21 protein-coding genes are annotated in these 24145 nt (G+C 65.5%); 4 read left to right on the forward strand and 17 right to left on the reverse strand.

Going from position 1 to position 24145, the window contains the following annotated elements:
- Window positions 1-11 precede the first annotated feature (11 nt).
- Window positions 12-764 carry a glutamine amidotransferase gene (locus CAL19_RS08775; protein ID WP_026638606.1) on the forward strand — a complete coding sequence of 251 codons (753 nt, stop codon included), beginning with the start codon at window positions 12-14 and terminating at the stop codon, window positions 762-764.
- Window positions 765-1355: 591 nt separating this feature from the next.
- Here the strand turns inward: CAL19_RS08775 and ppsA are convergent.
- On the reverse strand, window positions 1356-3725 hold the full coding sequence (ppsA, locus tag CAL19_RS08780) for a phosphoenolpyruvate synthase (protein WP_094796580.1): 2370 nt from the start codon (window positions 3723-3725) through the stop codon (window positions 1356-1358).
- Window positions 3726-3884: 159 nt separating this feature from the next.
- On the opposite strand from ppsA, the gene ppsR reads away from it, so the two are divergent.
- The gene (ppsR, locus tag CAL19_RS08785; RefSeq protein ID WP_026637868.1) at window positions 3885-4715 is read left to right on the forward strand and encodes a posphoenolpyruvate synthetase regulatory kinase/phosphorylase PpsR; all 831 of its coding nucleotides are present in this window, start codon (window positions 3885-3887) and stop codon (window positions 4713-4715) included.
- Window positions 4716-4743: 28 nt separating this feature from the next.
- Here the strand turns inward: ppsR and CAL19_RS08790 are convergent, their stop codons facing one another.
- The 16 genes from CAL19_RS08790 to rpsB all read right to left on the reverse strand — a co-directional run bounded on the left by CAL19_RS08790 (window position 4744) and on the right by rpsB (window position 20410).
- On the reverse strand, window positions 4744-5523 hold the full coding sequence (locus tag CAL19_RS08790; RefSeq protein WP_094796581.1) for a TrmH family RNA methyltransferase: 780 nt from the start codon (window positions 5521-5523) through the stop codon (window positions 4744-4746).
- Complete coding sequence (rnhB, locus tag CAL19_RS08795; protein ID WP_038851852.1) at window positions 5520-6134, reverse strand: ribonuclease HII; 615 nt, start codon at window positions 6132-6134, stop codon at window positions 5520-5522. Before rnhB ends, CAL19_RS08790 begins: the two co-directional genes overlap by 4 nt.
- Window positions 6121-7308 (reverse strand): lipid-A-disaccharide synthase, encoded by a 1188-nt coding sequence (gene lpxB / locus CAL19_RS08800; RefSeq protein WP_094796582.1) that lies wholly within the window; start codon window positions 7306-7308, stop codon window positions 6121-6123. Before lpxB ends, rnhB begins: the two co-directional genes overlap by 14 nt.
- The gene (gene lpxA, locus CAL19_RS08805) at window positions 7305-8099 is read right to left on the reverse strand and encodes an acyl-ACP--UDP-N-acetylglucosamine O-acyltransferase (protein ID WP_026637872.1); all 795 of its coding nucleotides are present in this window, start codon (window positions 8097-8099) and stop codon (window positions 7305-7307) included. The genes lpxB and lpxA overlap by 4 nt, the downstream gene beginning before the upstream one ends.
- The gene (fabZ, locus tag CAL19_RS08810; protein WP_026637873.1) at window positions 8100-8555 is read right to left on the reverse strand and encodes a 3-hydroxyacyl-ACP dehydratase FabZ; all 456 of its coding nucleotides are present in this window, start codon (window positions 8553-8555) and stop codon (window positions 8100-8102) included. It abuts the gene before it with no gap.
- A gap of 58 nt (window positions 8556-8613) precedes the next feature.
- A complete protein-coding gene (gene lpxD / locus CAL19_RS08815) occupies window positions 8614-9738 on the reverse strand; it encodes a UDP-3-O-(3-hydroxymyristoyl)glucosamine N-acyltransferase (protein ID WP_094796583.1) in 1125 nt (374 codons plus the stop codon).
- Between the two features lie 17 nt (window positions 9739-9755).
- Window positions 9756-10310 (reverse strand): OmpH family outer membrane protein, encoded by a 555-nt coding sequence (locus CAL19_RS08820; protein ID WP_094796584.1) that lies wholly within the window; start codon window positions 10308-10310, stop codon window positions 9756-9758.
- Window positions 10311-10420: 110 nt separating this feature from the next.
- Window positions 10421-12751, reverse strand: a complete 2331-nt coding sequence (gene bamA / locus CAL19_RS08825; protein ID WP_094796585.1) for an outer membrane protein assembly factor BamA — start codon at window positions 12749-12751, stop codon at window positions 10421-10423.
- Window positions 12752-12805: 54 nt separating this feature from the next.
- On the reverse strand, window positions 12806-14137 hold the full coding sequence (gene rseP, locus CAL19_RS08830; RefSeq protein WP_026637877.1) for an RIP metalloprotease RseP: 1332 nt from the start codon (window positions 14135-14137) through the stop codon (window positions 12806-12808).
- A gap of 26 nt (window positions 14138-14163) precedes the next feature.
- Window positions 14164-15363, reverse strand: coding sequence for a 1-deoxy-D-xylulose-5-phosphate reductoisomerase (locus CAL19_RS08835; RefSeq protein WP_094796586.1), 1200 nt, complete (start codon window positions 15361-15363; stop codon window positions 14164-14166).
- Window positions 15360-16217, reverse strand: a complete 858-nt coding sequence (locus tag CAL19_RS08840) for a phosphatidate cytidylyltransferase (protein ID WP_094796587.1) — start codon at window positions 16215-16217, stop codon at window positions 15360-15362. The genes CAL19_RS08835 and CAL19_RS08840 overlap by 4 nt, the downstream gene beginning before the upstream one ends.
- 13 nt (window positions 16218-16230) lie before the next feature.
- Window positions 16231-16995 (reverse strand): polyprenyl diphosphate synthase, encoded by a 765-nt coding sequence (gene uppS / locus CAL19_RS08845; protein ID WP_094796588.1) that lies wholly within the window; start codon window positions 16993-16995, stop codon window positions 16231-16233.
- A gap of 134 nt (window positions 16996-17129) precedes the next feature.
- A complete protein-coding gene (frr, locus tag CAL19_RS08850; protein WP_026637881.1) occupies window positions 17130-17690 on the reverse strand; it encodes a ribosome recycling factor in 561 nt (186 codons plus the stop codon).
- Between the two features lie 15 nt (window positions 17691-17705).
- Window positions 17706-18422 (reverse strand): UMP kinase, encoded by a 717-nt coding sequence (gene pyrH / locus CAL19_RS08855; RefSeq protein WP_026637882.1) that lies wholly within the window; start codon window positions 18420-18422, stop codon window positions 17706-17708.
- Between the two features lie 96 nt (window positions 18423-18518).
- The gene (tsf, locus tag CAL19_RS08860) at window positions 18519-19394 is read right to left on the reverse strand and encodes a translation elongation factor Ts (RefSeq protein WP_026637883.1); all 876 of its coding nucleotides are present in this window, start codon (window positions 19392-19394) and stop codon (window positions 18519-18521) included.
- 266 nt (window positions 19395-19660) lie between these two features.
- Window positions 19661-20410: a 30S ribosomal protein S2 gene (gene rpsB / locus CAL19_RS08865; protein WP_026637884.1), complete on the reverse strand. Its 750-nt coding sequence runs from the start codon at window positions 20408-20410 to the stop codon at window positions 19661-19663.
- 262 nt (window positions 20411-20672) lie between these two features.
- Here rpsB and map point away from each other — a divergent pair, with 262 nt between their 5' ends.
- Window positions 20673-21491, forward strand: a complete 819-nt coding sequence (map, locus tag CAL19_RS08870) for a type I methionyl aminopeptidase (protein WP_026637885.1) — start codon at window positions 20673-20675, stop codon at window positions 21489-21491.
- 8 nt (window positions 21492-21499) lie between these two features.
- Window positions 21500-24112, forward strand: coding sequence for a [protein-PII] uridylyltransferase (locus tag CAL19_RS08875; RefSeq protein ID WP_094796589.1), 2613 nt, complete (start codon window positions 21500-21502; stop codon window positions 24110-24112).
- The last annotated feature ends 33 nt before the right edge of the window (window positions 24113-24145 follow it).

Consider the following 24145-nt stretch of genomic DNA (forward strand, 5'->3'; position numbering starts at 1 on the left):
ATCATGGCGGCATGAACTCCGCCGTCCGCCCTGAACGTCCCGTGCTCATCCTGCACACTGGCGACCCCGACGACGGCCTGCGGCGCCGCCACGGCGATTATGCGCAGATGCTGCGCCATGCCGCGGGCCTGGCCGCCGATGCCGCACATATCGTGCGCGTCTTCGAGGGGCAAACGCCTCTGGGCGCCGACGCCTATCGCGCGGTGCTGATCACCGGCTCCCCGGCCATGGTCACCGACCACGAAAGCTGGAGCGAACAGACGGCCCAGTGGCTGCGCCAGGCCGCCGCGCAGCGCCTGCCCATGTTCGGCGTCTGCTACGGCCACCAGCTGCTTGCCTATGCACTGGGCGGGGCCGTCGACTTCAACCCGCAGGGCCGCGAACTGGGCACGCAAACCATCGACTGCCTGTCCGCCGCCGAAGGCGACCCGCTCATGGCCGGCTTGCCGGTGAGCTTTCCCGCGCAACTGCTGCACGCCCAGACCATCACGCGCCTGCCCGATGGCGCCGTGACCCTGGCGCGCTCGGCGCTCGACGCCCATCAGCTGGTGCGCCTGGCTCCCGGTATTTATTCATCGCAGTTTCATCCGGAATTCGGCCCGGAATTCCTGCGCGCGCACCTGATACGCTATCAGGCCGTTTATGCGCGCGAAGGCCTGGACGCCGCCGCGCTGGCCGCCAACCTGAAGCCCACCCCTACCGCGGCCAGCCTGCTGCGCAGGTTCCTGCGCCTGAACCACGCGCCCGCCACTCAACAGGCATAAAGCGCGCGCGGCGGCGTCGCCAGCCATCCAGGGTGTCTGACACCCTACGGGAGTCAGACACCGGCGGCAGCCCACTTCCAGGCAGCCCACTTCCAGGCAGCCCATGTCCACGCAGCCCACGTCCAGGTGTCTGACTCCCGCCAGGGTGTCAGACACCACCCAGCCGAAAAGCCGATTGCTGGTGCCTGACTCCCGCCGGGTGTCACACACCGCACCCAGCCGCCGCGCACAAAAAAGCCTGGCGCCCCAAAGGCGCCAGGCTTGCTCACACCGACCACGCGGCCGCCACTCAACAGGCATAAAGCGCGCGCGGCGGCGTCGCCAGCCACCCAGGGTGTCTGACACCCTACGGGAGTCAGACACCGGCGGCAGCCCACTTCCAGGCAGCACACTTCCAGGCAGCCCACGTCCAGGTGTCTGACTCCCGCCAGGGTGTCAGACACCACCCAGCCGAAAAGCCGATTGCTGGTGCCTGACTCCCGCCGGGTGTCACACACCGCACCCAGCCGCCGCGCACAAAAAAACCTGGCGCCCCAAAGGCGCCAGGCTTGTTCACACCGGCAAGCTTGCCTGACGGCAAGCCGAGCAGCTTCAGCCCTGCTTGGCCAGACGTTGCCAGGTATCCACCACCGTATCGGGGTTCAGGGACATCGACAGGATGCCTTCGTCCTTGAGCCATTGAGCGAAATCGGGGTGGTCGCTGGGGCCCTGGCCGCAGATGCCGACGTACTTGTTCGCCGCCAGGCAGGCCTTGATGGCCCGGCGCAGCATGAATTTCACCGCGTCGTCGCGCTCGTCGAAATCGGCGGCCAGCAGTTCCATGCCCGAATCGCGGTCCAGGCCCAGCGTCAGCTGGGTCATGTCGTTCGAACCGATGGAGAAACCATCGAAGTACTGCAGGAACTCATCGGCCAGAATGGCGTTGGAGGGAACCTCGCACATCATGATGAGCTTCAGGCCGTTTTCGCCGCGCGCCAGGCCATGCGAGCCCAGCAATTCGACGACCCGGGCAGCCTGGCTGACGGTACGCACGAAAGGCACCATGATCTCGACGTTGGTCAGGCCCATATCGTCGCGCACCTTCTTGAGCGCCTCGCATTCCATGCGGAAGCACTCGCCGAACTCGGCGGCGATGTAGCGCGAAGCGCCGCGGAAACCCAGCATGGGGTTTTCTTCTTCGGGCTCATAGCGCGAGCCGCCCACCAGCTTGCGATACTCGTTCGACTTGAAATCGGACATGCGCACGATGACCGACTTGGGCCAGAACGCCGCCGCAATGGTGGCGATGCCTTCGGCCAGCTTCTCGACAAAGAACGCGCGCGGGCTGGCATAGCCGCGCGCGGCCGATTCCACGGCCTTTTTCAGTTCGCCATCGACATTGGGATAGTCGAGCACCGCCTTCGGGTGGATGCCGATGTTGTTGTTGATGATGAACTCCAGGCGGGCAAGGCCCACGCCGGCATTGGGAATCTGCGCGAAATCGAAGGCCAGCTGCGGATTGCCCACGTTCATCATGATCTTTACGTCGATGGGCGGCATCTCGCCACGGCGCACTTCCTCGACTTCGGTCTCGATCAGGCCATCGTAAATGCGGCCTTCGTCGCCCTCGGCGCACGACACCGTGACTGCCTGGCCTTCCTTGAGCAGGTCGGTGGCCTCGCCGCAGCCGACCACCGCGGGGATACCCAGTTCGCGCGCAATGATGGCCGCGTGGCACGTGCGTCCTCCACGATTGGTCACGATGGCCGAAGCGCGCTTCATGACGGGTTCCCAGTTGGGGTCGGTCATGTCGGTAACGAGCACGTCGCCGGCCTGCACCTTGTCCATCTCGGAAATGTCGGCCACCACGCGCACCGGGCCGGAACCGATCTTCTGGCCGATGGCGCGTCCGGTCACCAGCACCTGGCCGGTGGCCTTCAGGCGATAGCGCTGCTGCACGTCGTTGCTGCCCTGCTGCGACTTCACCGTTTCGGGACGCGCCTGCAGAATGTAGATCTTGCCGTCGATGCCGTCGCGGCCCCATTCGATATCCATGGGCCGGCCGTAGTGCTTCTCGATGATGACCGCATACCGGGCCAGTTCGATCACTTCGTCGTCCGTCAGCGAATAACGGTTGCGCTCGGACACCGGCACGTCCACCGTGCGCACGGCGCGGCCTTCGGGGCGCTCGGGATCGAACTCCATCTTGATCAGCTTGGAGCCGATGCGACGGCTGACGATCGGATAGTGGCCCTGCTCGAGCGTGGGCTTGAACACATAGAACTCATCCGGGTTCACGGCGCCCTGCACCACCGTCTCGCCCAGCCCATAGGACGAGGTGATGAACACCACGTCCTTGAAGCCCGATTCGGTGTCGATGGTGAACATCACGCCGGCGCTGCCCTTGTCGGAGCGCACCATGCGCTGCACACCTGCCGACAATGCCACTTCGGCGTGCGCGTAGCCCTTGTGTACGCGATAGGAAATGGCGCGGTCGTTGTACAGCGAGGCGAATACGTGGCGGATCTTGTCCAGCACGTCGTCGATGCCGACGACGTTCAGGAAGGTTTCCTGCTGGCCGGCAAACGAGGCGTCGGGCAAGTCTTCGGCGGTGGCCGACGAGCGCACGGCAAAAGACCCCTTGCCGTCGGCATCGAGCTCGGCGAAGGCGGTGCGGATCTGCTGTTCGAATTCCGGCGAGAACGGCGCGTCGACGATCCATTGGCGGATCTCGGCGCCAGCAGTGGCCAGCTCGCGGACATCTTCGGGGTTGAGGGTGCTCAGACGATCAGCGATACGACGGTCCAGTCCCGAGGCTTTGAGAAAGTCGCGAAAGGCCTCGGCAGTCGTGGCAAAGCCGCCCGGCACGCGTACCCCCGCGCCAGACAGCTGGCTGATCATTTCACCTAATGATGCGTTTTTGCCTCCTACCGAGTCCACATCCGACATGCGGAGCTGCTCGAACGAAACGACATACGACATTGAAGTCACCTTTTACAATGGAGAGAAAGCGAGTTTGGTCAATGCATCCGGATGCGCTGACCAAACTGGCCTTGGACCGCTCTTGGGGTGACTTATTCGGGGGCAGATTGTACCCGGTCGGGCACCATGGCTTTCCCCTTTGGTTGGAATATTTTACATATGGCTTCCCCCACTATCGAACGCACCGTCTACATCGTTTCCGACAGTACAGGCATCACCGCGGAAACGTTCAGTCACTCGGTCCTGTCGCAGTTCGAAGAAGTACATTTCAAGCCCGTGCGCCTGCCGTTCATCGACACACAGGAAAAAGCCCGCGAAGTCGCGGCGCGTATCGATCGAAACGCCCGTGAAACCGGGGTGCCTCCCATCGTGTTCAGCACCCTGGTCGATCCGGCCAGCATGAAAACCGTGCGCGCCGCCAACGGGGTCTTCCTGGACCTGTTCGGCACCTTCGTCGGCCACATCGAAAAGGCCCTGGGCCTGAAATCCAGCCATTCGGTGGGCCGGTCGCATATGGCGGCCAACTCCGAGCAATACCGCAATCGTATCGACGCCATCAATTTCAGCCTGGCGCACGACGACGGGCAGTTCATCAACCAGCTCGACCAGGCCGACGTGATCCTGGTGGGCGTATCGCGCTGCGGGAAAACCCCAACCAGCCTGTACCTGGCCATGCAGTACGCGATCAAGGCCGCCAATTTTCCCCTGACGCCCGACGATTTCGAGCGGGGCACCCTGCCTTCCACGGTTGCGCCGTACCGCGCCAAGCTGTTCGGCCTGTCTATCCAGCCCGAGCGCCTGGCCGAGGTGCGCCACGAACGGCGTCCCAACAGCAAATACGCCAACCTGGACCAGTGCCGCTACGAGGTCGCGGAAGCCGAACGCATGATGCGACGTGAAGGGATTTCCTGGCTGTCGACCACGACGAAGTCCATCGAGGAGATCGCCACCACGGTGATGCAGGAAGTGGGCCTGGGCCGGTCGAACTGAGGCCCGCGGCGGGGGCGCGGTGCGCCCGTCAGCCGCCGGCCCGGTGCTGGCGGCGTTGCTCGAACAGGCACAGCGCGGCCGCCACCGCGACATTGAGCGATTCCACCGCCGGCTCGTGGTCGATGCGCACCCGCAGCACGGCGGCCTGTTGCAATGCGGGCGACACCCCCTGACCTTCGTGGCCGAATACCCAGGCGCAGGCTGCCGGCAACGCGGCCTCGTACAGGCTGACGGCGTTGCCCAGCGTGGTGACCGCCAGGGGAACTTCCAGCCGCTCTGTACAGCCCGGCAGGTCAACGTGTTCGTGCAGCGCCAGGGCAAAATGCGCGCCCTGCCCCGCCCGCAACACTTTGGGCGACCAGGCCGCCGCACAGCCCGCCGACAAAAGCACTCTTTCGATTCCAGCCGCCGCGCAGCTGCGCAGGATGGTGCCGACATTGCCCGGGTCCTGCACGCGATCCAGCCACACCATGGGCTCGGCCAGGCGCGCCGGCAGCGCCGGCTCCGGCGGATCCACGATGAACAACACGCCCTGGCCGGTTTCTACGGTTTCGAGCTGGCGCAGCAGGCGCGCATCGGCCAGCAGCACCAGGTTCGACGGCAACGCCGCCAGCAAAGCCGCGAGTTCCGGATATTGCACCCGTTCGGCGTCAAAGACGGCCATGGACGGGGCGCCGACGTGCTGCAGCCACGCCTGGCACAAATGCACGCCTTCCAGGATGGCTTGCGCGCCGCGCCGCCCCGCGTGCGCGCCCAGGCGCGACAACTGCTTGAAGGCGGGATTGTCGCGCGACGTAATGTGTTTCATGCGGGCACGGCCAGGCGCTCGCGGACCGGGGCGAAGCTGCGGCGATGCTCGGGGCAAGGGCCATGCTGGCGCAGGCGCTCGACGTGCAGCGGCGTGCAATAGCCCTTGTGCTGGTCGAAGCCGTATTGTGGATACTGCTGATGCAGGCGCAGCAGATCCGCATCGCGCGCCGTCTTGGCCAGGATCGACGCGGCCGAGATGGCGGGCACTAGGGCGTCGCCCTTGATCACGGTTTGCACGGTGCAACGCAGGGGCGGCGCCTGGTTGCCATCGACCATCGCCACCTGCGGCACGTGCGCCAGGCCCTCGACGGCGCGCTGCATGGCCAGCATCGTCGCCCGCAGGATGTTCAGGGTGTCGATCTCGCACACCGATGCGCTGGCCACGCACCATGCCATCGCACGCTCCTGGATGTACCCGGCCAGTTCTTCACGCCTTTCGGGCGTAAGCGCCTTGGAGTCGGCCAGGCCGTCGACCGGACGGCCCGGATCGAGGATGACCGCGGCGGCATACACGCCGCCCGCCAGCGGGCCCCGGCCAGCCTCGTCCACCCCGGCCATCAGGACGCCGGCAAAATCGGGCGTGGCGGCGAACAGGCTATGCTGCGCCATGGGCTACCTCGACAATGGCCTGCGCGGCCAGGCGCGCCGTATCGCGGGTCAGGTCGCGATGCAGCGCGGTGAATCGGGTTTCGATGCGGGCGGCGTGCGCCTCGTCGGTCAGGGCCACCCAGGTCGCTTCGGCAAGTTTATCGGGCGTGGCGTCATCTTGCAGCAACTCCGGCACCGCGAAGTCGCGCAACAGCACATTGGGCAGCCCCACCCAGGGCAGATAGGGGCGCTGCTGGCCCGATTTCCAGGCCATGATGCGGCGCATCCACGGCGACAGATAGTACGAGATCACCATCGGGCGCTTGAACAGCGCCGTTTCAAGCGTGGCCGTGCCGCTGGCGACCAGCACTGCGTCGCTGGCCTCGAGCGCGCTCCAGGCCACGGGCTGCCCCGCCGCGGCGGGCAGGTCATCGGCGGTGAGGCACCGCAGCCCGGGCACCGGATACTGCGCCAGCACGGCTTCGAATTCCTGGCGGCGCTGCGCGTTGACCATGGGCACAATGCACACCAGGCGCGGATCGCGCCGTTGCAGTTGTTGCGCGGCCTGCAGGAACCGGGGCGCCAGAATGCGGATCTCGGACGACCTGCTGCCCGGCAGGATCGCCAGTACGCGGGCGTTGTCGTCCAGGCCCAGGCGCTGCCGGGCGGCCTGGCGGTCGGGTTGCAGAGCAATGGCATCGGCCAGCGGGTGGCCCACATAGGTGACCGGAATGCCTTCCTTGCGGTAGAGCTCTTCTTCGAACGGAAACAGCACCAGCATGTGCGACACGGCCGCGCGGATCTTGTTGATGCGCTCGTAGCGCCAGGCCCAGATCGACGGACCGACGAAGTGCACCGTGGGAATGCCCGCCTGCCGCAGCTGCAACTCGAGCTTCAGGTTGAAGTCGGGAGCGTCCACGCCCACGAACACCGACGGCGGCTGCGCGAGCCAGCGGCGCTTGACGTCGCCGTAGGTGCGCAGCAGCCCCGGCAGGCGCTTGAGCGCGTCTACATAGCCGAACACGGTCAGCGCATGCATGGGATGCCACGCTTGGAAGCCGGCGTCCTGCATGGCGGGCCCGCCTATCCCCTGGCACGACAGGCCGGCGTCGCGCTGGCGCAGCCCCGCGATGACCCGGCTGGCCAGCAGGTCGCCCGAGGGCTCGCCCGCCACCATGCCCACGGACAAGCTCATGGCCGGATGATGCCCCGGCTGGAGGCGTCGAAGAAGTCCAGCCATATCTGCAGGGCCTGTTCGGCCTCGGGGTGCGATTTCTGGCGCGCGCGCAGTTCGGCGCGCGCCTCGTCCAGCGACAAGCCGCGCCGATACACGATCTTGTAGGCCTCGCGCAGGCTGGAGATGACTTCGGCGCTGAACCCGCGGCGACGCAGGCCCTCGACGTTGACGCCGACCGGCCGGCACGGATTGCCCGCGCCCAGCACGTAGGGCGGCATGTCCTGCATCAGCGAGCTGTTGCCGCCGGTCATGCTGTGGGAGCCGATCTTGCTGAACTGGTGCACGCCGGTCAGGCCGCCCACGATGGCCCAGTCGCCCACATGCACGTGGCCGCCCAGTTGCACGGAGTTGGCCAGGATCGTGTTGCTGCCGATATGGCAATCGTGCGCGATATGCACATAGGCCATGATCCAGTTGTCATCGCCCAGCGTGGTGACGCCGCCGTCCTGCACGGTGCCCGTATTGAAGGTGGTGAACTCGCGCACCGTATTGCGGTCGCCGATCACCAGGCGCGTGGGTTCGCCGGCGTACTTTTTGTCTTGCGGCATGCCGCCGATGGAGCAAAACCGGTAGAAGCGGTTGTCGCGGCCGATGGTGGTGACGCCATCCAGGACGCAATGCGGGCCGACTTCCGTCCCGGCGCCTATCGTGACGCCGGGCCCCACGACGCAATATGGGCCAATCCGCACGCTCTGGTCGATCTGGGCGGCGGGGTCTACGATGGCGGTGGGATGGATGTTTCCGGACATTTAGGCTTCCAGACTGCGGATGGCGCACATGAGCTTGGCCTCGGCCACGATCTGGCCGTCGACCAGGGCCTTGCCCTGGTACTTGCAGATGGCGCGGCTCAGGCGTTCGGCCTGCACTTCCAGGCGAAGCTGATCGCCCGGCACCACCGGGCGGCGGAACCTGGCGTCGTCGATGCCCACCAGATAGTAGGCCGTCTTGGCGCTGTCGCATTTCAGGCCGCCGTCTTCGTCGGTAAACGAGAACAGCGCCGCGGCCTGGGCCATGGCTTCGGTGATGAGAACGCCCGGCATGACGGGATGATGCGGGAAATGACCCTCGAAGAACGGCTCGTTGATGGACACGTTCTTGATGGCGACGATGGACTTGCCCGGCACGATCTCCAACACGCGATCGATAAGCAGCATCGGGTAGCGATGCGGCAAGCGCTCCATGATCGCCTTGATGTCGAGTTCCATTCGTAAAGTTTCCTACTGTTTTAATAGTTCTGCCGCGCCGGCACGGCCGGCGGATCGATCAGGATTTTTCAAGCGACCGCAGGCGGCGGCGCAAATGTGACAGTTGCTGTATGACCGCGGCGTTGCGCTGCCATTGACCATGCTCAGCGTAAGGATACACGCCCGTATAGCGGCCGGGTTGCGTGATGCTCGAGGTGACCGCGGTGCCGCCCGAGATATGGACGTCGTCGGCCAGCGTCAGGTGGCCGGAAAGCATGGCCGCGCCGCCAATGGTGCAGCGCGAGCCGATAACCGTGGACCCCGCGACGCCCACGCAAGCGGCCATGGCCGTATGGGCGCCCACACGCACGTTGTGCCCCAGCATGATCTGGTTGTCGAGCTTGACGCCATCGCCGATGTCGGTGTCTTCGAGGGCGCCGCGGTCGATGGTGGTGTTGGCGCCGATTTCGACGTCATCGCCGATGCGCACCCCCCCCAGCTGGGCGATCTTGCCCCAAGCGCCCTTGCCCAGCGTCGGGTCCGGTGCGAAGCCGAAGCCGTCGGCTCCCAGCACGACGCCGCTGTGCAGAATGGCGCGCGCGCCCACCCGCACGTTGGGGTACAGGGTGACCCGCGCGTGCAGCAGGCAGTCGGGGCCCAGCGACGAGCCGGCGCCGATCACGCATCCCGGCCCCAGCGTGCTGCCGCGTCCGACGCGAGCGCCGGATTCGACCACACAATGCGGGCCGATGCGCACGCCGTCTTCGATCACGGCGTCATCGGCAACCACTGCCAACGGGTGTATGCCGGCAGGTTGCGCAGGCTGGCGCGCGGCGTCGAACCACTGGGCCAACCGCGCATAAAGCAGGTAGGGCTGGGAACAAACCACCCGGGCGCATGCCGGCGCCGCAGGGTTGTCCGCCAGCGCCCGGGCCGCTTCGGGCGACAGGATGACGGCCGCTGCGCGAGTATCGGCCAACTGGCTCTGGTAGCGCGGGTTGGTCAGGAAGCTGATTTCTTCGGGCCCCGCGGAGGACAGCGTGCCGATGCCCCTTATACGGGGCATGGCACCGCCTGCCGCAGGATCGCCTGCCGCAGGGTCGCCTGCCGCAGGCTCAATATGCCATTCGAGGCCTTGGGTGTGGGCAGCCGCCAGCAGTGCGTCCAGGGTCGGCGCGCGGGCGGGATCCAGCAGGATCGGCATGCGTGTGACGCCGCCGATTATTTGCCGAGGGCCTGGATCACCTTGTCGGTGATATCCACACGCGGATTGACCGTCACGGCGTCCTGCACAATGAGGTCGTAGTTCTCTTGCTCGGCAATGCGCTTGATGGCCTGGTTGGCCTTGTTGACGATGGCCGAGAATTCCTCGTTGCGACGCCGGTTGAAGTCTTCCTGGAACTCGCGGCGCTTGCGCTGCAGCTCGGTATCAAGGCGCGACAACTCACGCTGGCGGTTGGTGCGGTCGGTTTCGGACAGCACCGGCGCGTCTTTGTCGAACTTTTCGGCCTGGGCGCGCAAGTTGTTGCTCAGGCGCTGGAGTTCGTCGTCGCGCTTCTTGAATTCGGACTCGATCTTGGACTGCGCGGACTTGGCCGGTGCAGACTCGCGCAGAATGCGCTCGGTGTTCACGAAGCCGATCTTGGTGCCTTGCGCGTGGGCAGGAAGCGCCACGACGGAACCCAGGAGCAGCGCACCCGCCAAGGCCAGCGTACCGCGCAGTTTGCCGACGCGTCGCGCCGGGCTCGAGGTGTTGAGTGCGAAATCAGACATCATGAAAATCTCACCTTCCAATGAGGTAAAGCAAAGCCGATATTGTGCCACTAAACAGGCGGCCCGCCGGGGCGCCGCCACCTGCCCGTGTGATCAGGCGTAACTGACGGCGATCAGAAACCCGTACCGATCTGGAACTGGAAGCTCTGGCGATCGTCGCCCGACTTGGCGTTCAGCGGACGGGCATACGACAGCTGCAGCGGCCCCAGCGGGGACTGCCACGACAGCCCGATACCCGCAGAATAGCGCCAGCCGCAAGGATCGTCGACCTCGCGGCCCGGTTCGCCGGCCGTGCAATTCATGCCGCTGCCCGCCGCCACCTGGCCGGCATCGGCGAACACGAACCACCGCAGCGTACGATCTTTGGATGCGCCGGGGAACGGCAGGTACAGCTGCGCATTGGCAACGATACGCCGCGATCCGCCCAGATAGTCGCCGGTAAGCGTGTCGCGCGGACCCAGCGAGGCGCCGTCGTAGCCGCGCACGGTGCCGATGCCGCCCGCATAGACGTTCTTGATGACCGGGTAGTCCAGGCTGCCATAGCTGCGGCCGTAGTCGATCATGCCGTTGAGCGCCAGCGTGTAGCTGCGCCCCAGGGGAATGTAGTACTGCTGCTGCGCTGTGAGCAGGTAGTACTTCAGGTCCATGGTGGAGAAATCGCCCTTCAGGCGGGTGTACGAACCCTTGGTCGGGGCCAGCGCGCTGTCGCGGGTGTCTTTGGACCAGCCCACATTGAAGATCAGGGCGTTCGTGCTGTCGCCGTATTGGTCCACGAAGTCGCGGTAGGCCAGCGGCGAGTTGTTGTACAGGTCGATCTGGTTGCGTTCGAACGTAGCACCCAGGAACACACGGTCGTATTCAGAGATGGGCACGCCGAAGTTCATGCCCAGGCCCATCGCCTTGACGCGGTAGTCGCCGTCGTTGTTGTCCCAGGGCTCGGTCACGCGGTAGTAGGCCGACGTGGTGCGGCTGATGCCGTCCTTGGTGAAATACGGGTCGGTGTGCGAAAGCACCGCGGCGCGATTGGTCTTGCTGGTGTTGAACTGCAGCGTCAGGTTGGTGCCGCTGCCGAACACGTTGTCTTCGCTGATGCCCGCCGAAAGAATGGCCTTTTCGGATGAACCGTAGCCCACGCCCAGGTTGATCATGCCGGTGGGCTTTTCCTTGACGTCGACGTTGACGTCGACCTGGTCGGGCGAGCCCGGCACCGGATCGGTGGACACGTTGACTTCGCTGAAATACCCCAGCCGGTCGATGCGGTCGCGAGAAACCTTGAGGTCGCCCGAGTCGTACCACGCGGCCTCTTCCTGGCGCATTTCGCGGCGCACGACCTCGTCGCGGGTGCGGGTATTGCCGCCGATCTGGATGCGGCGCACGTAGACCCGCCGGCTGGGATCGACATAGAACGTGACGTCGGCTTCGTGCTTGGCGCGATCGAGCGTCGGGTTGGGGTTCACGTTGGCGAATGCATAACCGAGCTCGCCCAGGTAATCCGTGATGGCCTTGGCCGAATCGTTGGCCTGCGCGGCCGAGAAGGTCTCGCCTGGCTTGACCTGCACCAGGTCGTTGATCTCTTTGTCCAGGCCCAGCAGGTTGCCCGCCAGCTTCACGCTGCGCACCTTGTAGGGTTCGCCCTCGTGCAGGGTGACGGTGATGTAGATGTCCTTGCGGTCGGGCGAAATGGTGACCTGCGGCGGCTCGACGGAAAACTCCAGGTAGCCCTGGTCGAGGTAGAACGACCGCAGCCGTTCGATGTCGCCCTCGAGCTTTTCGCGCGAGTATTTGTCAGTGTTGGTGTACCAGGTAAGCCAGCCGGGCGTGGTGAGGTCGAACAGGTCGAGCAGTTCGCTTTCGGAGAAGGCCTTGTTGCCCACCACGCTGATCTGGCGGATCTTGGCGACTTCGCCTTCGAACACATCGAAGCTGACGCCGACCCGGTTGCGCGGCAAGGGAGTGACCGTGGAGGTGACTTCGACCCCGTACTTGCCCTTGCCCAGGTATTGTTCCTTGAGCTCGTATTCGGCGCGCTCGAGCATCGACTGGTCGAAGATGCGCCCTTCCCCGAAGCCCACCTGCATCAGCGACGTGGTGATCGCCTTGGAGTCGAACTCGCGCATGCCGTTGAACGTGACGGACGCGATCGTGGGGCGTTCCTGGACCACGACCACCACGACGTCGTTGTCGGTCTGGATGCGCACATCGCTGAAAAAGCCGGTGGCATACAGGCGGCGGACGGCCTCGGTGGCTTCGGCCTCGGTGAATTCTTCGCCCACCTTTACCGGCAGGTAGCCGAACACCGTGCCGGCGTCAGTGCGCTGGATGCCTTCTACGCGGATATCCCGCACGACAAAAGGGTCGAACGCGTGAGCCAGGGCCGGCATGAGCAGCGCGGCGATCAAGCTCGGCATGACGCCCTTCTTGTGATGAAATATCCGTAAAGACATGGGCTTGGCTATCCTAGGTGTAGCAAATGGCGGACGATTTTATTCGATCGCAAGTCAGGTGAACAGGCGCGCAAAATCGTTGAACAGGGCCAGCGCCATCAGCCCTGCCAACAGGCCGATGCCCGTGCGCTGTCCGATATCGATCCAGCGGTCGGGCGGCGGGCTGCCGCGCACAATTTCGACGAGATAGTACAGCAGATGCCCGCCATCGAGCATCGGAATCGGCAACAGGTTGAGGACGCCCAGGCTGATGCTGATGAGCGCCAGGTAAGCCACGTAGGCCGCCAGGCCCAGGCGCGCCGTCTGCCCCGCGTAGTCGGCGATGGTGACCGGGCCGCTGATGTTGCGCCACGACACTTCGCCGATGACCATGCGACCCATCATGCGCAATGACAGCCAGGCTGTGTCCCAGGTGCGTACGGTGGCCCGGCCCAGGCTTTCGAGCAGGCCGTAGCGCACCGTGACCATGGGCGCCTCGCCGCCCAGCTGCACGCCGATGCGGCCGATGGTCTGGCCTTCGACAGTTTCGGCGCGCGGCACGACGGTGAGCGACACCTGGGCGCCATCGCGCACGATCGTCAGCGGCAGCGACTGCCCGGCGTGCTGCTGGATGATGCGCACGAGCTGCCCCGTATCGGGATCGGCAACCTGCCCGGCGCGGATGATGAGGTCGCCCGCGCGCAGGCCGGCATGCTCGCCCTCGCCTGAGGCGAAGACTTCTCGCACGATGGGTTTGGGCAGCGCCAGGCGCAGGCCGGATTCGGCCAGCGGGTCGCCCTGGGCGGGATCCATGCGGCTGGGAGACACTTGCAGGGTATGCTGCCGGGCTGCGCCGTCGGCCGAGCGCACATCGACCTGCGCGCGGCCGCCGGACGACAGCATGTCCAGCAGGCGCCAGCGTGCGTCGTTCCAGGAAACTACCGGCCGGCCGTCGATGGCCACGATATGGTCGCCCCCCTGCAGGCCGGCCTGGGCGGCGGGCGTGCCGGCGGCCGGCACGGCAAGCACCGGGGCGGGCTCCTGTGTGCCGGCCAGGTTCAATCCGGCATAAAGCAGCACGGCGAGAATCAGGTTGAACAGCGGCCCTGCGGCCACGATGGCAATGCGGCGACCCACCGGCTGCGCGTTGAACGACTGCGCCGCCTGGGCGGGCGTGGCGCCGGCCGGCGGGTCGTCCTGCATCTTGACGTACCCGCCCAGCGGGATGGCCGAGATCGCCCACTCGGTGCCGTGCCGGTCGGTGCGGCGCGCCAGGACCCTGCCAAAGCCCACGGAAAACCGCAGCACGCGCACCCCGCACAGCCGCGCCACCCAATAGTGGCCGAGCTCGTGGAATGTAATGAGTGTGCCCAGGGCTACGACAAAGGCAAGCAGGGTGAAAAGCATGTATCGGTGTATGAGGGCGGCGTAGATCAGGCCAGGCCGAGATTGCCGGCATAACGCCGGGCTGCGGCGTCGAGCGCCAGGACGTCGGCCAGGCTATCGAGCGTAACAGAAGACTGGCGCTGCTGCCATTCGAGCGCGGCGGTGATTACACGGGGAATCCAGGTGTAGCGCAGGCGCCCTGCCAGGAACGCTTCGACAGCGACCTCGTTGGCGGCATTGAGGGTCACGCAGGCGGCCTGCCCTGCCCGCAAGGCGTCGAAAGCCAGTTGCAGGCACGGAAAGCGCTCCATGTTGGGCGTTTCGAACTCCAGCTTGCCGCAGCGTGCAAGGTCCAGCGGCCCCACGCCGCTGCTGATGCGCTCGGGGAAACCCAACCCATACGAAATGGGCGTGCGCATGTCGGGTTGCCCCAGTTGGGCCAGCACCGAACCATCTTCATATTCGACCAGCGAGTGCACGACGCTTTGCGGATGGATCAAGACTTCGATGCGGTCGGCAGGCATGGCAAACAGCCAGTGCGCCTCGATGACCTCCAGGCCCTTGTTCAGCATGGTGGCCGAATCGACCGAGATTTTGCGCCCCATCGTCCAGTTGGGGTGCGCGCACGCCTGAGCCGGCGTGACGTCGTGCAAATCGACGGGATCGACACGCCGGAAAGGGCCACCCGAGGCCGTGAGCAGGAGACGGCGCACGCCCCTGGCAGGCTCGCTGGGCACGTGGGCGCGATCACCGCGCGGCAGGCATTGAAAGATGGCGTTGTGCTCGCTGTCGATGGGCAGCAGCTCTGCGCCGTGCTCGCGCACGGCGCGCATGAAAAGCCCGCCCGCGGCGACCAGCGCCTCTTTGTTGGCCAGCAGCACCCGCTTGCCCGCCTGCGCGGCGGCCAGGGCGGCCGGCAGCCCCGCGGCGCCCACGATGGCCGCCATGACGGTATCGCATTGCGTGTCGGCTGCCGTGTCGGCCAGCGCCTGGGCGCCGACGCGGATCTCGGGAGGCGTGCGGCCCGCGGGCCACGCATCGATAAAGCGCTGGCGCGCCGCCCGGTCGGGCACCACCACCACCGGCGCGCTGCTGGCGCAGGCCTGTTCGGCCAGGCGTTCCATGCGGCTATGCGCCGATAGCGCGAAAACCCGCAGCCTTTCGGGATGACGCGCGATGACGTCCAGCGTGCTTTCGCCGATGGAACCGGTCGACCCGAGGACCGCTACGCGTTGAAGACGAGTCAAGACAACACTCCAGACAACAGCATGGCGAACGGCGCGACGGGCAGGATGGCATCGATGCGGTCGTACACGCCGCCATGCCCCGGCAGCAAGGCGCTGGAGTCTTTGCGGCCCGCGCGACGCTTCAACAAGGATTCGAACAGATCGCCCACGATGGATATTGCGCCCAGCACGGCGGCGGCCGGCAACGCCAGCCACAGCGAGCCGCGCTCGACCAGCGCGGCGCCGAAGCTGCCGGCCCACATGCTGGACACCCAGACCCACACGACGGCGCCCAGGATGCCCGCCACGGCGCCTTCGATGGTCTTGCCGGGGCTGACCCGCGGAGCGAGCTTGCGCCGCCCGAACGCGCGGCCCGCGAAATAGGCGGCGATATCGGCGATCCAGACCAGCGCCAGCAACGACACCACGAACCACCCGCCGCCCGAGAGGTACATAAGGGCCAGGACCGACCAGGCCGCCAGGACGGCCGGAACGCTGAACAGCGACCAACCCATGCTGGCCGCGGGTTTGTCGGCCCGGCCGCGCACCACGGCAGGAACAACCGCCAACAGCCAGATGGCGGCCACCGCCGGCACCAGCCAGCGCACGATGGCGGCGCCCCATCCCGCCCCGGCGGGCTGGCCGGACAACCACGTCCACGCCAGCCACAGCATGAGGGCGAGCATAGCGGCCGCCACGCCTATACAGAGCGTGCGCGATGGCGGCTGCGGCAGCGTCAGGCGCAGCCATTCCCAGCACGCGCATGCCGCAGCGACAGCCAGCAGGGCCATGAACCACCCCGGATTGCCGGCGGCCAATGCGGCCGCCAGCACGGCCAGCAACACCACGGCGGTAACGACTCGTTGGCCTAGCATGCGGTTCTCCGGATCACTGTGCGCTGTCGTTGCGCAATTGCTCGCTGGTGCGCCCGAAGCGGCGTTCGCGATTGCGGTACCACTCAAACGCGGCATCGAGTTCGGCTGCCCCGAAATCGGGCCAGTACTGGTCGGTGAAATACAGCTCGGTATAAGCCAGCTGCCAGACCAGGAAATTGGAAATGCGCTGTTCGCCGCCGGTGCGGATGAACAGGTCGGGCTCTGGCGCCCACGCCATCGACAGATGCGGCGCCAGGTGGCTTTCGTCGATACGTTGGGGTTCGCGGGCCAGGTCGGGGTGCTGGATGAGCATGGCCCGCATGGCTTGCAGGACATCCCAGCGCCCGCCATAGTTGGCGGCTACCGACAAATGCAGGCGGTCGTTATGGGCCGTGCGCACCTGCGCATCGGCGATAAGCGACTGCAGGCGCGGCTCGAAGCGCGACATGTCGCCCACGACGTGCAGCCGCACCCCCTGCTCATTGAGCTTGTCGACCTCGCGTTCCAGCGCCTGGACGAACAGCCGCATCAGCAACGAGACTTCTTCGGGGGGGCGACGCCAGTTTTCCGAGCTGAAGGCGAACAGCGTAAGGTAACGCACGCCCCGCCGCCCGCAGGCTTCGACCACCCGGCGCACGGCCTGCACTCCCTTTGCATGCCCGGCGGTGCGCGGCAGGTGCCGGCGCGTAGCCCAGCGGCCATTGCCGTCCATGATGATGGCAACGTGCTGCGGAACCGCCTGGGTGGCGGGAATCGCCTGGGTAGAACTGATAGCCATGAGCTGAAGCGTCGTGCCGGATGGGCCCGCGTGGGCCGGGAAACCAAAAGAACCGCGCCGCCTCGCCGCCACCCTGCCATGCAAGCAAGCAGCGGTACGGCACTGGCGGCGCGTGAAATCGGTACCTGGACCGATTATACGGTCATGATTTCGGCTTCTTTCTGCGTGACGAGCTTGTCGATCTCGGCCACGTTGCGGTCGGTGAGCTTCTGGATGTCGTCCTGGGCGCGGCGTTCGTCGTCTTCGGAGATTTCCTTGTCCTTGACCAGCTTCTTGAGGCCTTCATTGGCTTCGCGGCGCAGGTTGCGGACCGCCACCTTGGCATCCTCGCCTTCGGATTTGACCACTTTGGTGAGGTCGCGGCGGCGCTCTTCGGTAAGCGCGGGCATGGGCACGCGGATGGTGTCGCCCATGCTCATGGGGTTGAGCCCGAGATCCGATTCGCGAATGGCCTTTTCGATGACCTGGGCCATGGGCTTTTCGTAGGGTTGCACGCTGATGGTGCGCGCATCGACCAGGTTCACGTTGGCGACCTGGCTCACGGGCACCTGGGAACCGTAGTATTCAACCTGGACGTGGTCCAGGATGCCCGTGTGGGCACGCCCCGTGCGGATCTTGGACAGGTTGACCTTCAGCGTCTCAAGCGACTTGGCCATCCTGGATTCGGCGGATTTACGGATTTCTGCGACGCTCATGAGGATTTCCTTTGCTTAAACGTGTACCAGCGTGCCTTCGTCTTCGCCGCTGACGGCGCGCTTGAGCGCCCCCGACTTGTTGATCGAAAACACCTTGATGGGCAATTTCTGGTCCCGGCACAGCGCGAATGCCGTGGCATCCATGACTTCGAGGCGGCGCACGATGGCCTCGTCGAAGCTGATGCGCGCATAACGCGTCGCCGTTGGGTCTTTGTTGGGATCGGCGCTGTAGATGCCGTCGACCTTGGTGGCCTTGAGCACGATCTCGGCGCCGATCTCGGCGCCGCGCAGCGCGGCCGCGGTATCGGTGGTAAAGAAGGGGTTGCCCGTCCCGGCCGCGAAAATCACGACCTTGCCTTCTTCGAGGTACCGAAGCGCCTTGGGCCGGATGTACGGCTCGACCACCTGGTCGATGTTCAGCGCCGATTGCACGCGGGTGTCCACACCCTTGTGCTTGAGCGCGTCCTGCAAGGCCAGGGCGTTCATGATGGTCGCCATCATGCCCATGTAGTCGGCGGTGGCGCGGTCCATGCCCTGCGCGCCAGGGGCGACCCCGCGGAAGATGTTGCCGCCGCCGATGACGATGGCGAGTTCCACGCCCAGCGCGACGACTTCGGCGATTTCTTCGGTCATGCGCACGATGGTGCTGCGATTGATGCCGAACGCATCTTCGCCCATCAGCGCCTCGCCGGACAATTTGAGAAGAACCCGCTTATATGACCTGCTGCTCATAGGAAGATGTCCCAGGGAACGATCCGACGAAAGTGTAAGACAAGAAATAGGGCCGGACTAGACATTTATCTAGCCGGCCCCAGGCACCGCGGAAGGTCAGGCGCGACCGGCGGCGGCGGCAACTTCGGCGGCGAAGTCGCTGGATTTTTTCTCGATGCCCTCGCCCACCACGAACAGCACGAACTTGCTGATGGAGGCGTTCTTTTCCTTGAGCATCTGCTCGACCGACTGCTTGTCGTTCTTGACGAAGGGCTGCGACATCAGCGTGACTTCCTTCAGGAACTTCTGCACCGAGCCTTCGACCATCTTGGCGACGATCTCGGCCGGCTTGCCGGATTCGGCGGCCTTCTGCTCGGCAACCGAACGCTCGGCGGCGATATCGGCGGCGGGCACGCCTTCGGCGTTCAGCGCCTTGGGCTTGGTGGCCGCAATGTGCATGGCCAGGTCTTTGCCGACCTCTTCGCTGCCGGCGTATTCCACCAGCACGCCGATGCGGCCGCCGTGCACATAGCTGGCCAGGGCGTTGGGCGTTTCGATGCGCTCGAAGCGGCGGATCGAGACGTTTTCACCGATCTTGCCTACCAGCGCGGTACGGGTGGTTTCAACCGTGCCTTCGCCCATGGGCAACGCCGACAGGGCTTCGACGTCGGCGGGGTTCTGGGTGGTGGCCAGTTCGGCAACCTTGTTCACGAACGCCACGAAATCGTCGTTCTTGGCGACGAAATCGGTTTCGCAGTTCACTTCGACGACGGCGCCCTGCTTGGCGTCGGCCGAGATGTACAGGCCGATCAGGCCGTCGGCCGTGACGCGGGCGGCCGCCTTGCTGGCCTTGTTACCCAGCTTGACGCGCAGGATTTCTTCGGCGCGGGCCAGATCGCCCTCGGCTTCGGTCAGGGCTTTCTTGCACTCCATCATGGGCGCGTCGGTTTTTTCGCGCAGTTCCTTGACAAGGGCAGCGGTAATTTCAGCCATGATTGCTCCAGTTTCGGTAAGACGTGCACCGACGGCAGCGGAACACGCAGATTGATTCGACAGGACGCCCGCCGTAGCGGGCCCTGAGACGGGAATCCGTCTCGATGCTTGCAGCTTGCCGGGCGGGCGGAGTGCGGTGGTGGCCGCTGGCCGGCGCCCGACGGGACGGTTACAACAAGGCCATCAACCGCATGGCGCCGCGGGCCAGCCCGACTGCATCGAGCGGCGGACGGCGCGGCTTGCCATGCGGCGAAGCCCGGGCCGCATCAGGCCTGGTTGTCCTGCACCTCGACGAACTCTTCCGAGCCTTCGCCGGCTTCTTCGACCAAGCCATTCAGGCTTTGCTCGCGGCCTTCCAGCACGGCATCGGCGATACCCTTGGCGTACAGCGCGATGGCCTTGGCCGAGTCGTCGTTACCGGGGATGACGTAGTCGATCCCTTCGGGCGAATGGTTGGTATCAACCACGGCCACGACGGGGATGCCCAGCGTGCGGGCTTCGGCCACGGCGATCTTGTGGTAGCCGACGTCAATGACGAACAGCGCGTCGGGCAGGCCGTTCATGTCTTTGATGCCGCCGATGGACTTGTTGAGTTTGTCGAGCTCGCGCTGGAACAGCAGGCCTTCTTTCTTGATCATGCGCTCGGCGCCACCGTCGGCGACGACGGCTTCCATTTCCTTCAGGCGCTTGACCGAGGTCTTGACGGTCTTGAAGTTGGTGAGCATGCCGCCCAGCCAGCGGGCGTCGACATAGGGCATGCCGCAGCGGGCGGCTTCGGTGGCCACCAGCTCACGGGCGGCGCGCTTGGTGCCGACGAACAGGATGTTGCCGCCACGGGCCGCGAGTTGCTTGACGAACTTGGCGGCCTCTTGGTACTTGGCCACCGTTTGCTCAAGGTTGATGATGTGGATCTTGTTGCGATGGCCGAAGATATACGGGGCCATCTTGGGATTCCAGTAGCGGGTCTGGTGGCCAAAATGGACACCGGCTTCCAGCATTTCGCGCATCAAAGACATGAAATTCTCCGAGGGTTGGGTCTTGTGCTGCGCCCGTACCCGCCCTGACCAGGCAAGCACCCTAGGCGGCGCAACACGCGATTTCCTGATTACCAGGATGGAAAAACAAGCCAAAAAAACCCCGACCGTCGCCCCGCGATACCAGCCGTACAGCCATGGCGCAAGCCATGGGCCTACAATTAACTAGCGTTGGGCGCTGCCCCGGTTTTTTAGGCAAGCCTATAATTCTACTATTTTTCCACCCCGATACTCAAGCCGATACATGGGCATAGTTACCGACCCCGCCGACCTCGACAAAATGCGCGCGGCCTGCCGCGCCGCCGCGCAGATCCTTGATTTCATTACTCCTCACGTCAAGCCTGGCGTCACGACGGGCGAGCTCGACCGTCTGTGCCTGGAATACCTGACCGACGAGCTGAAGGTGAAATCGGCCACCGTGGGCTATGCGCCGCCCGGCTACCCGCCCTTCCCCGGGGCCATCTGCACGTCGGTCAACCACCAGGTCTGCCACGGCATCCCGGGCGACAAGGTGCTCAAGAACGGCGATGCGGTGAACATCGACGTAACGATCATCAAGGATGGCTGGTTCGGCGATACCAGCCGCATGTACCACGTGGGCGAGCCCACGATACAGTCGCGCCGGCTGGCCGAAGTCACCTTCGAGTGCATGTGGAAAGGCATTCAGCAAGTGCGCAACGGCGCCACGCTTGGCGATGTCGGCCATGCCATCCAGAAGCATGCCGAAGCCAACGGCTATTCGGTGGTGCGCGAGTTCTGCGGGCACGGCATCGGACGCAACTTTCACGAAGACCCGCAGGTGCTGCACTACGGCAAGCCCGGCAGCGGCGTGCGCCTGACCACGGGCATGATCTTCACCATCGAACCCATGATCAACGCCGGCCGACGCGAGATCCGACAGCTGGCCGACGGCTGGACCGTGGTCACGCGCGACCACAGCCTGTCGGCGCAATGGGAGCACACCGTGCTGGTCACCGACACGGGTTATGAAGTCCTGACACTGTCACCGGGCGTGCGCCAGCCGCCGGATTTCGTGGCCGAACGTCTGACGCTGCCTGCTTGAGGCACACCATGATCGCCGCGGCCACCCTTTCGCTGACTGACCTGCGCGGGCGGCTGGAAGCCGCCCGCAGCGCCGCCATTGCGCAATTCCGCCAGCATGGAAGGCCGGACACGCTGTTATCCGAACTGCGGCGCGTCGTGGACCACACCCTGCGCGAGCTGCTCAAACTGCATCCCTTGCCCGCCGGGGCCACACTGGCCGCCGTGGGCGGCTACGGGCGCGGCGAGCTGTATCCGCATTCCGATGTGGATTTGCTGATACTGCTGCCACACCGCCCTGGCCCCGAAGACGCCCGCGCCATCGAGAGCCTGGTGGCAGCCTTATGGGACCTGGGACTGGAGCCCGGCCATAGCGTGCGTACGCTGGCCGACTGCGAGCAAGAGGCGCAGGCCGACATCACGGTCGAGACCGCGCTGCTCGAATCGCGCTGGCTGGCCGGCAGCCGGACCCTGATGAAACAGTTCGAGGCCGCCATCCAGGCCCAGCTGGACGCGCCCGCCTTCTTCCAGGCCAAGCGGGTCGAAATGCAGCAACGTCACGCGCGCTACCAGGAAACGCCCTACGCGCTGGAACCCAATTGCAAGGAATCTCCGGGCGGGTTGCGCGATCTGCAGGTGATTCTATGGATGGCGCGCGCGGCAGGGTTTGGGCGCACCTGGCGCGAGGTGGCCCAGGCAGGCCTGCTGACGCCCGCCGAGGCCCGCGACCTGCGCCGCGCCGAGCAGGCGTTCAAGCGGCTGCGCATCGAATTGCACCTGCTGACGGGCCGCCGCGAAGATCGGGTGCTGTTCGACCTGCAGCCGGGCCTTGCCGATATCTACGGCATCAAGGCCACCGCCACGCGCCGCGGCAGCGAACTGTTGATGCAGCGCTATTACTGGGCGGCGCGCCTGGTGACGCAACTGAACGCGATTCTGGTGCCCAGCATCGAAGAGCGGCTGTTCCCGATGCCCGACACCGGAGCGCGCGAGATCGACGTGGATTTCCGCAACTTGCGCGGCCGCCTGGATATCGTGCGCGACGACGGCTTCGAGCGCAAGCCGACGCTGCTGCTGCGCGCCTTTCTTGTGATGCAGCAGCATCCGGAACTGACCGGCCTGACGCCGCGCACGCTACGGGCGATATGGCATTCGCGGCACCGCATCGACGCGCAGTTTCGCCGCAACCCGGTCAACCGCAAGCTGTTCCTGCAGATCCTGCAACAGCCGCGCGGCATTGTGCACGAATTGCGCCGGATGACGATGCTGAACATCCTGCCCCGCTATCTGCCCGTGTTCCGGCGTATTGTCGGGCAGATGCAGCACGACCTGTTCCATGCCTATACGGTGGACCAGCACACGCTGGCGGTGGTGCGCAACATCCGGCGGTTCACCATGCCCGAGCATGCGCAGGAATATCCGTTGGCCAGCCAGTTGATCGCCAACCTGGAACGCCACTGGCTGCTCTATGTGGCCGCGCTGTTCCACGATATCGCCAAGGGGCGCGGCGGCGACCATTCCGAACTGGGCGCGCGCGATGTGCGGCGTTTTGCGCAAGACCACGGGCTGGACGCAGACGATGCCGACCTGGTGGAATTCCTGGTACGCCAACACTTGCTGATGTCGGCGGTCGCGCAGAAGCGCGATTTATCCGACCCGGCCGTCATCAACGAATTCGCATCGGTCGTGCGCGATGAACGACGCCTGACGGCGCTGTATCTGCTGACGGTGGCCGACATACGCGGCACCAGCCCCAAAGTGTGGAACGCCTGGAAAGGCAAGCTGCTCGAAGACCTGTACAGGCTCACGCTCGCCGCGCTGGGCAGCTCTCCGGCCGACACGCATACCGTGCTGACCGAGCGCAAGGAAGAAGCCGCGCGGCTGACGCGCCTGGCGGGCCTGCGCGACGATGCGCGCGAAGCGTTCTGGAATGAACTCGACGTGGCGTACTTCCTGAGGCACGACGCCTCGGACATCGCCTGGCATACCCGCCACCTGTACTATCAGGTCGAGCCCGACGGCCCGGTGGTGCGTGCGCGCCCCACCGAACAGGGCGAGGGCCTGCAGGTCATGGTCTACACGCCCGACGTGCCCGAGCTGTTCGCGGCGATTTGCGCGTACTTCGATGCGAAATCCATGGGCATCCAGGATGCACGCGTGCATACCACCCGGCATGGGTGGGCGCTTGACAGCTTCATCGTGCTGCTGCCCGAAGGCACCCTGGATCTGCGCGCCCAGGCCACCCTGGTCGAGCACGAACTGGCCCAGCGGCTGCGCGACCCGCACGAAGCCGTCGGCTCGCGCGCGGGATACGGCGCGGCGTCGCGTCGGCGTCAATCGCGGCTGTCGAAGGTATTTCCCATCATGCCCCAGGCCGAGCTGCAGCCCGACGAGCGCAGCCAATCATGGCGCCTGTCGGTAACTGCAACGGACCGCCCCGGGTTGCTGCACGCCTTGACGCGCGTGTTCGCCGAACACGCTGTCAGTGTCAGCATGGCCAAAATCATGACCCTGGGCGACCGCGTCGAAGACGTCTTTATCCTTTCCGGAGCGGTATTCGACCGGCCGCGCACGCAGATGCAGTTCGAGCGCGCCGTGCTGGATGCGCTGGCGGGAGAAGAAACGAGCAAACAGGCCGCGTAGCGTTGAGGGCCTCGTCCGGCGACGGCCTCGGTG

Origin of the sequence: Bordetella genomosp. 7, assembly GCF_002261265.1 — a bacterium.
Classification (GTDB): Bacteria; Pseudomonadota; Gammaproteobacteria; order Burkholderiales; family Burkholderiaceae_B; genus Bordetella_A.

Bases quoted from the DNA above. Each gene is read 5' to 3' on its own strand.
- tsf (WP_026637883.1), bottom strand. From the start codon at position 19,394: ATGGCTGAAATTACCGCTGCCCTTGTCAAGGAACTGCGCGAAAAAACC.
- CAL19_RS08840 (WP_094796587.1), bottom strand. From the start codon at position 16,217: ATGCTAGGCCAACGAGTCGTTACCGCCGTGGTGTTGCTGGCCGTGCTG.
- ppsA (WP_094796580.1), bottom strand. From the start codon at position 3,725: ATGTCGTATGTCGTTTCGTTCGAGCAGCTCCGCATGTCGGATGTGGAC.
- CAL19_RS08790 (WP_094796581.1), bottom strand. From the start codon at position 5,523: ATGAAACACATTACGTCGCGCGACAATCCCGCCTTCAAGCAGTTGTCG.
- pyrH (WP_026637882.1), bottom strand. From the start codon at position 18,422: ATGAGCAGCAGGTCATATAAGCGGGTTCTTCTCAAATTGTCCGGCGAG.
- map (WP_026637885.1), top strand. From the start codon at position 20,673: ATGGGCATAGTTACCGACCCCGCCGACCTCGACAAAATGCGCGCGGCC.
- rnhB (WP_038851852.1), bottom strand. From the start codon at position 6,134: ATGGCGCAGCATAGCCTGTTCGCCGCCACGCCCGATTTTGCCGGCGTC.
- frr (WP_026637881.1), bottom strand. From the start codon at position 17,690: ATGAGCGTCGCAGAAATCCGTAAATCCGCCGAATCCAGGATGGCCAAG.
- lpxD (WP_094796583.1), bottom strand. From the start codon at position 9,738: ATGCCGATCCTGCTGGATCCCGCCCGCGCGCCGACCCTGGACGCACTG.
- rpsB (WP_026637884.1), bottom strand. From the start codon at position 20,410: ATGTCTTTGATGCGCGAAATGCTGGAAGCCGGTGTCCATTTTGGCCAC.
- bamA (WP_094796585.1), bottom strand. From the start codon at position 12,751: ATGTCTTTACGGATATTTCATCACAAGAAGGGCGTCATGCCGAGCTTG.
- rseP (WP_026637877.1), bottom strand. From the start codon at position 14,137: ATGCTTTTCACCCTGCTTGCCTTTGTCGTAGCCCTGGGCACACTCATT.
- lpxB (WP_094796582.1), bottom strand. From the start codon at position 7,308: ATGAGCTTGTCCGTGGGCATGGTGGCGGGCGAGCCCTCGGGCGACCTG.
- fabZ (WP_026637873.1), bottom strand. From the start codon at position 8,555: ATGGAACTCGACATCAAGGCGATCATGGAGCGCTTGCCGCATCGCTAC.
- CAL19_RS08820 (WP_094796584.1), bottom strand. From the start codon at position 10,310: ATGATGTCTGATTTCGCACTCAACACCTCGAGCCCGGCGCGACGCGTC.
- ppsR (WP_026637868.1), top strand. From the start codon at position 3,885: ATGGCTTCCCCCACTATCGAACGCACCGTCTACATCGTTTCCGACAGT.
- lpxA (WP_026637872.1), bottom strand. From the start codon at position 8,099: ATGTCCGGAAACATCCATCCCACCGCCATCGTAGACCCCGCCGCCCAG.
- CAL19_RS08775 (WP_026638606.1), top strand. From the start codon at position 12: ATGAACTCCGCCGTCCGCCCTGAACGTCCCGTGCTCATCCTGCACACT.
- CAL19_RS08875 (WP_094796589.1), top strand. From the start codon at position 21,500: ATGATCGCCGCGGCCACCCTTTCGCTGACTGACCTGCGCGGGCGGCTG.
- uppS (WP_094796588.1), bottom strand. From the start codon at position 16,995: ATGGCTATCAGTTCTACCCAGGCGATTCCCGCCACCCAGGCGGTTCCG.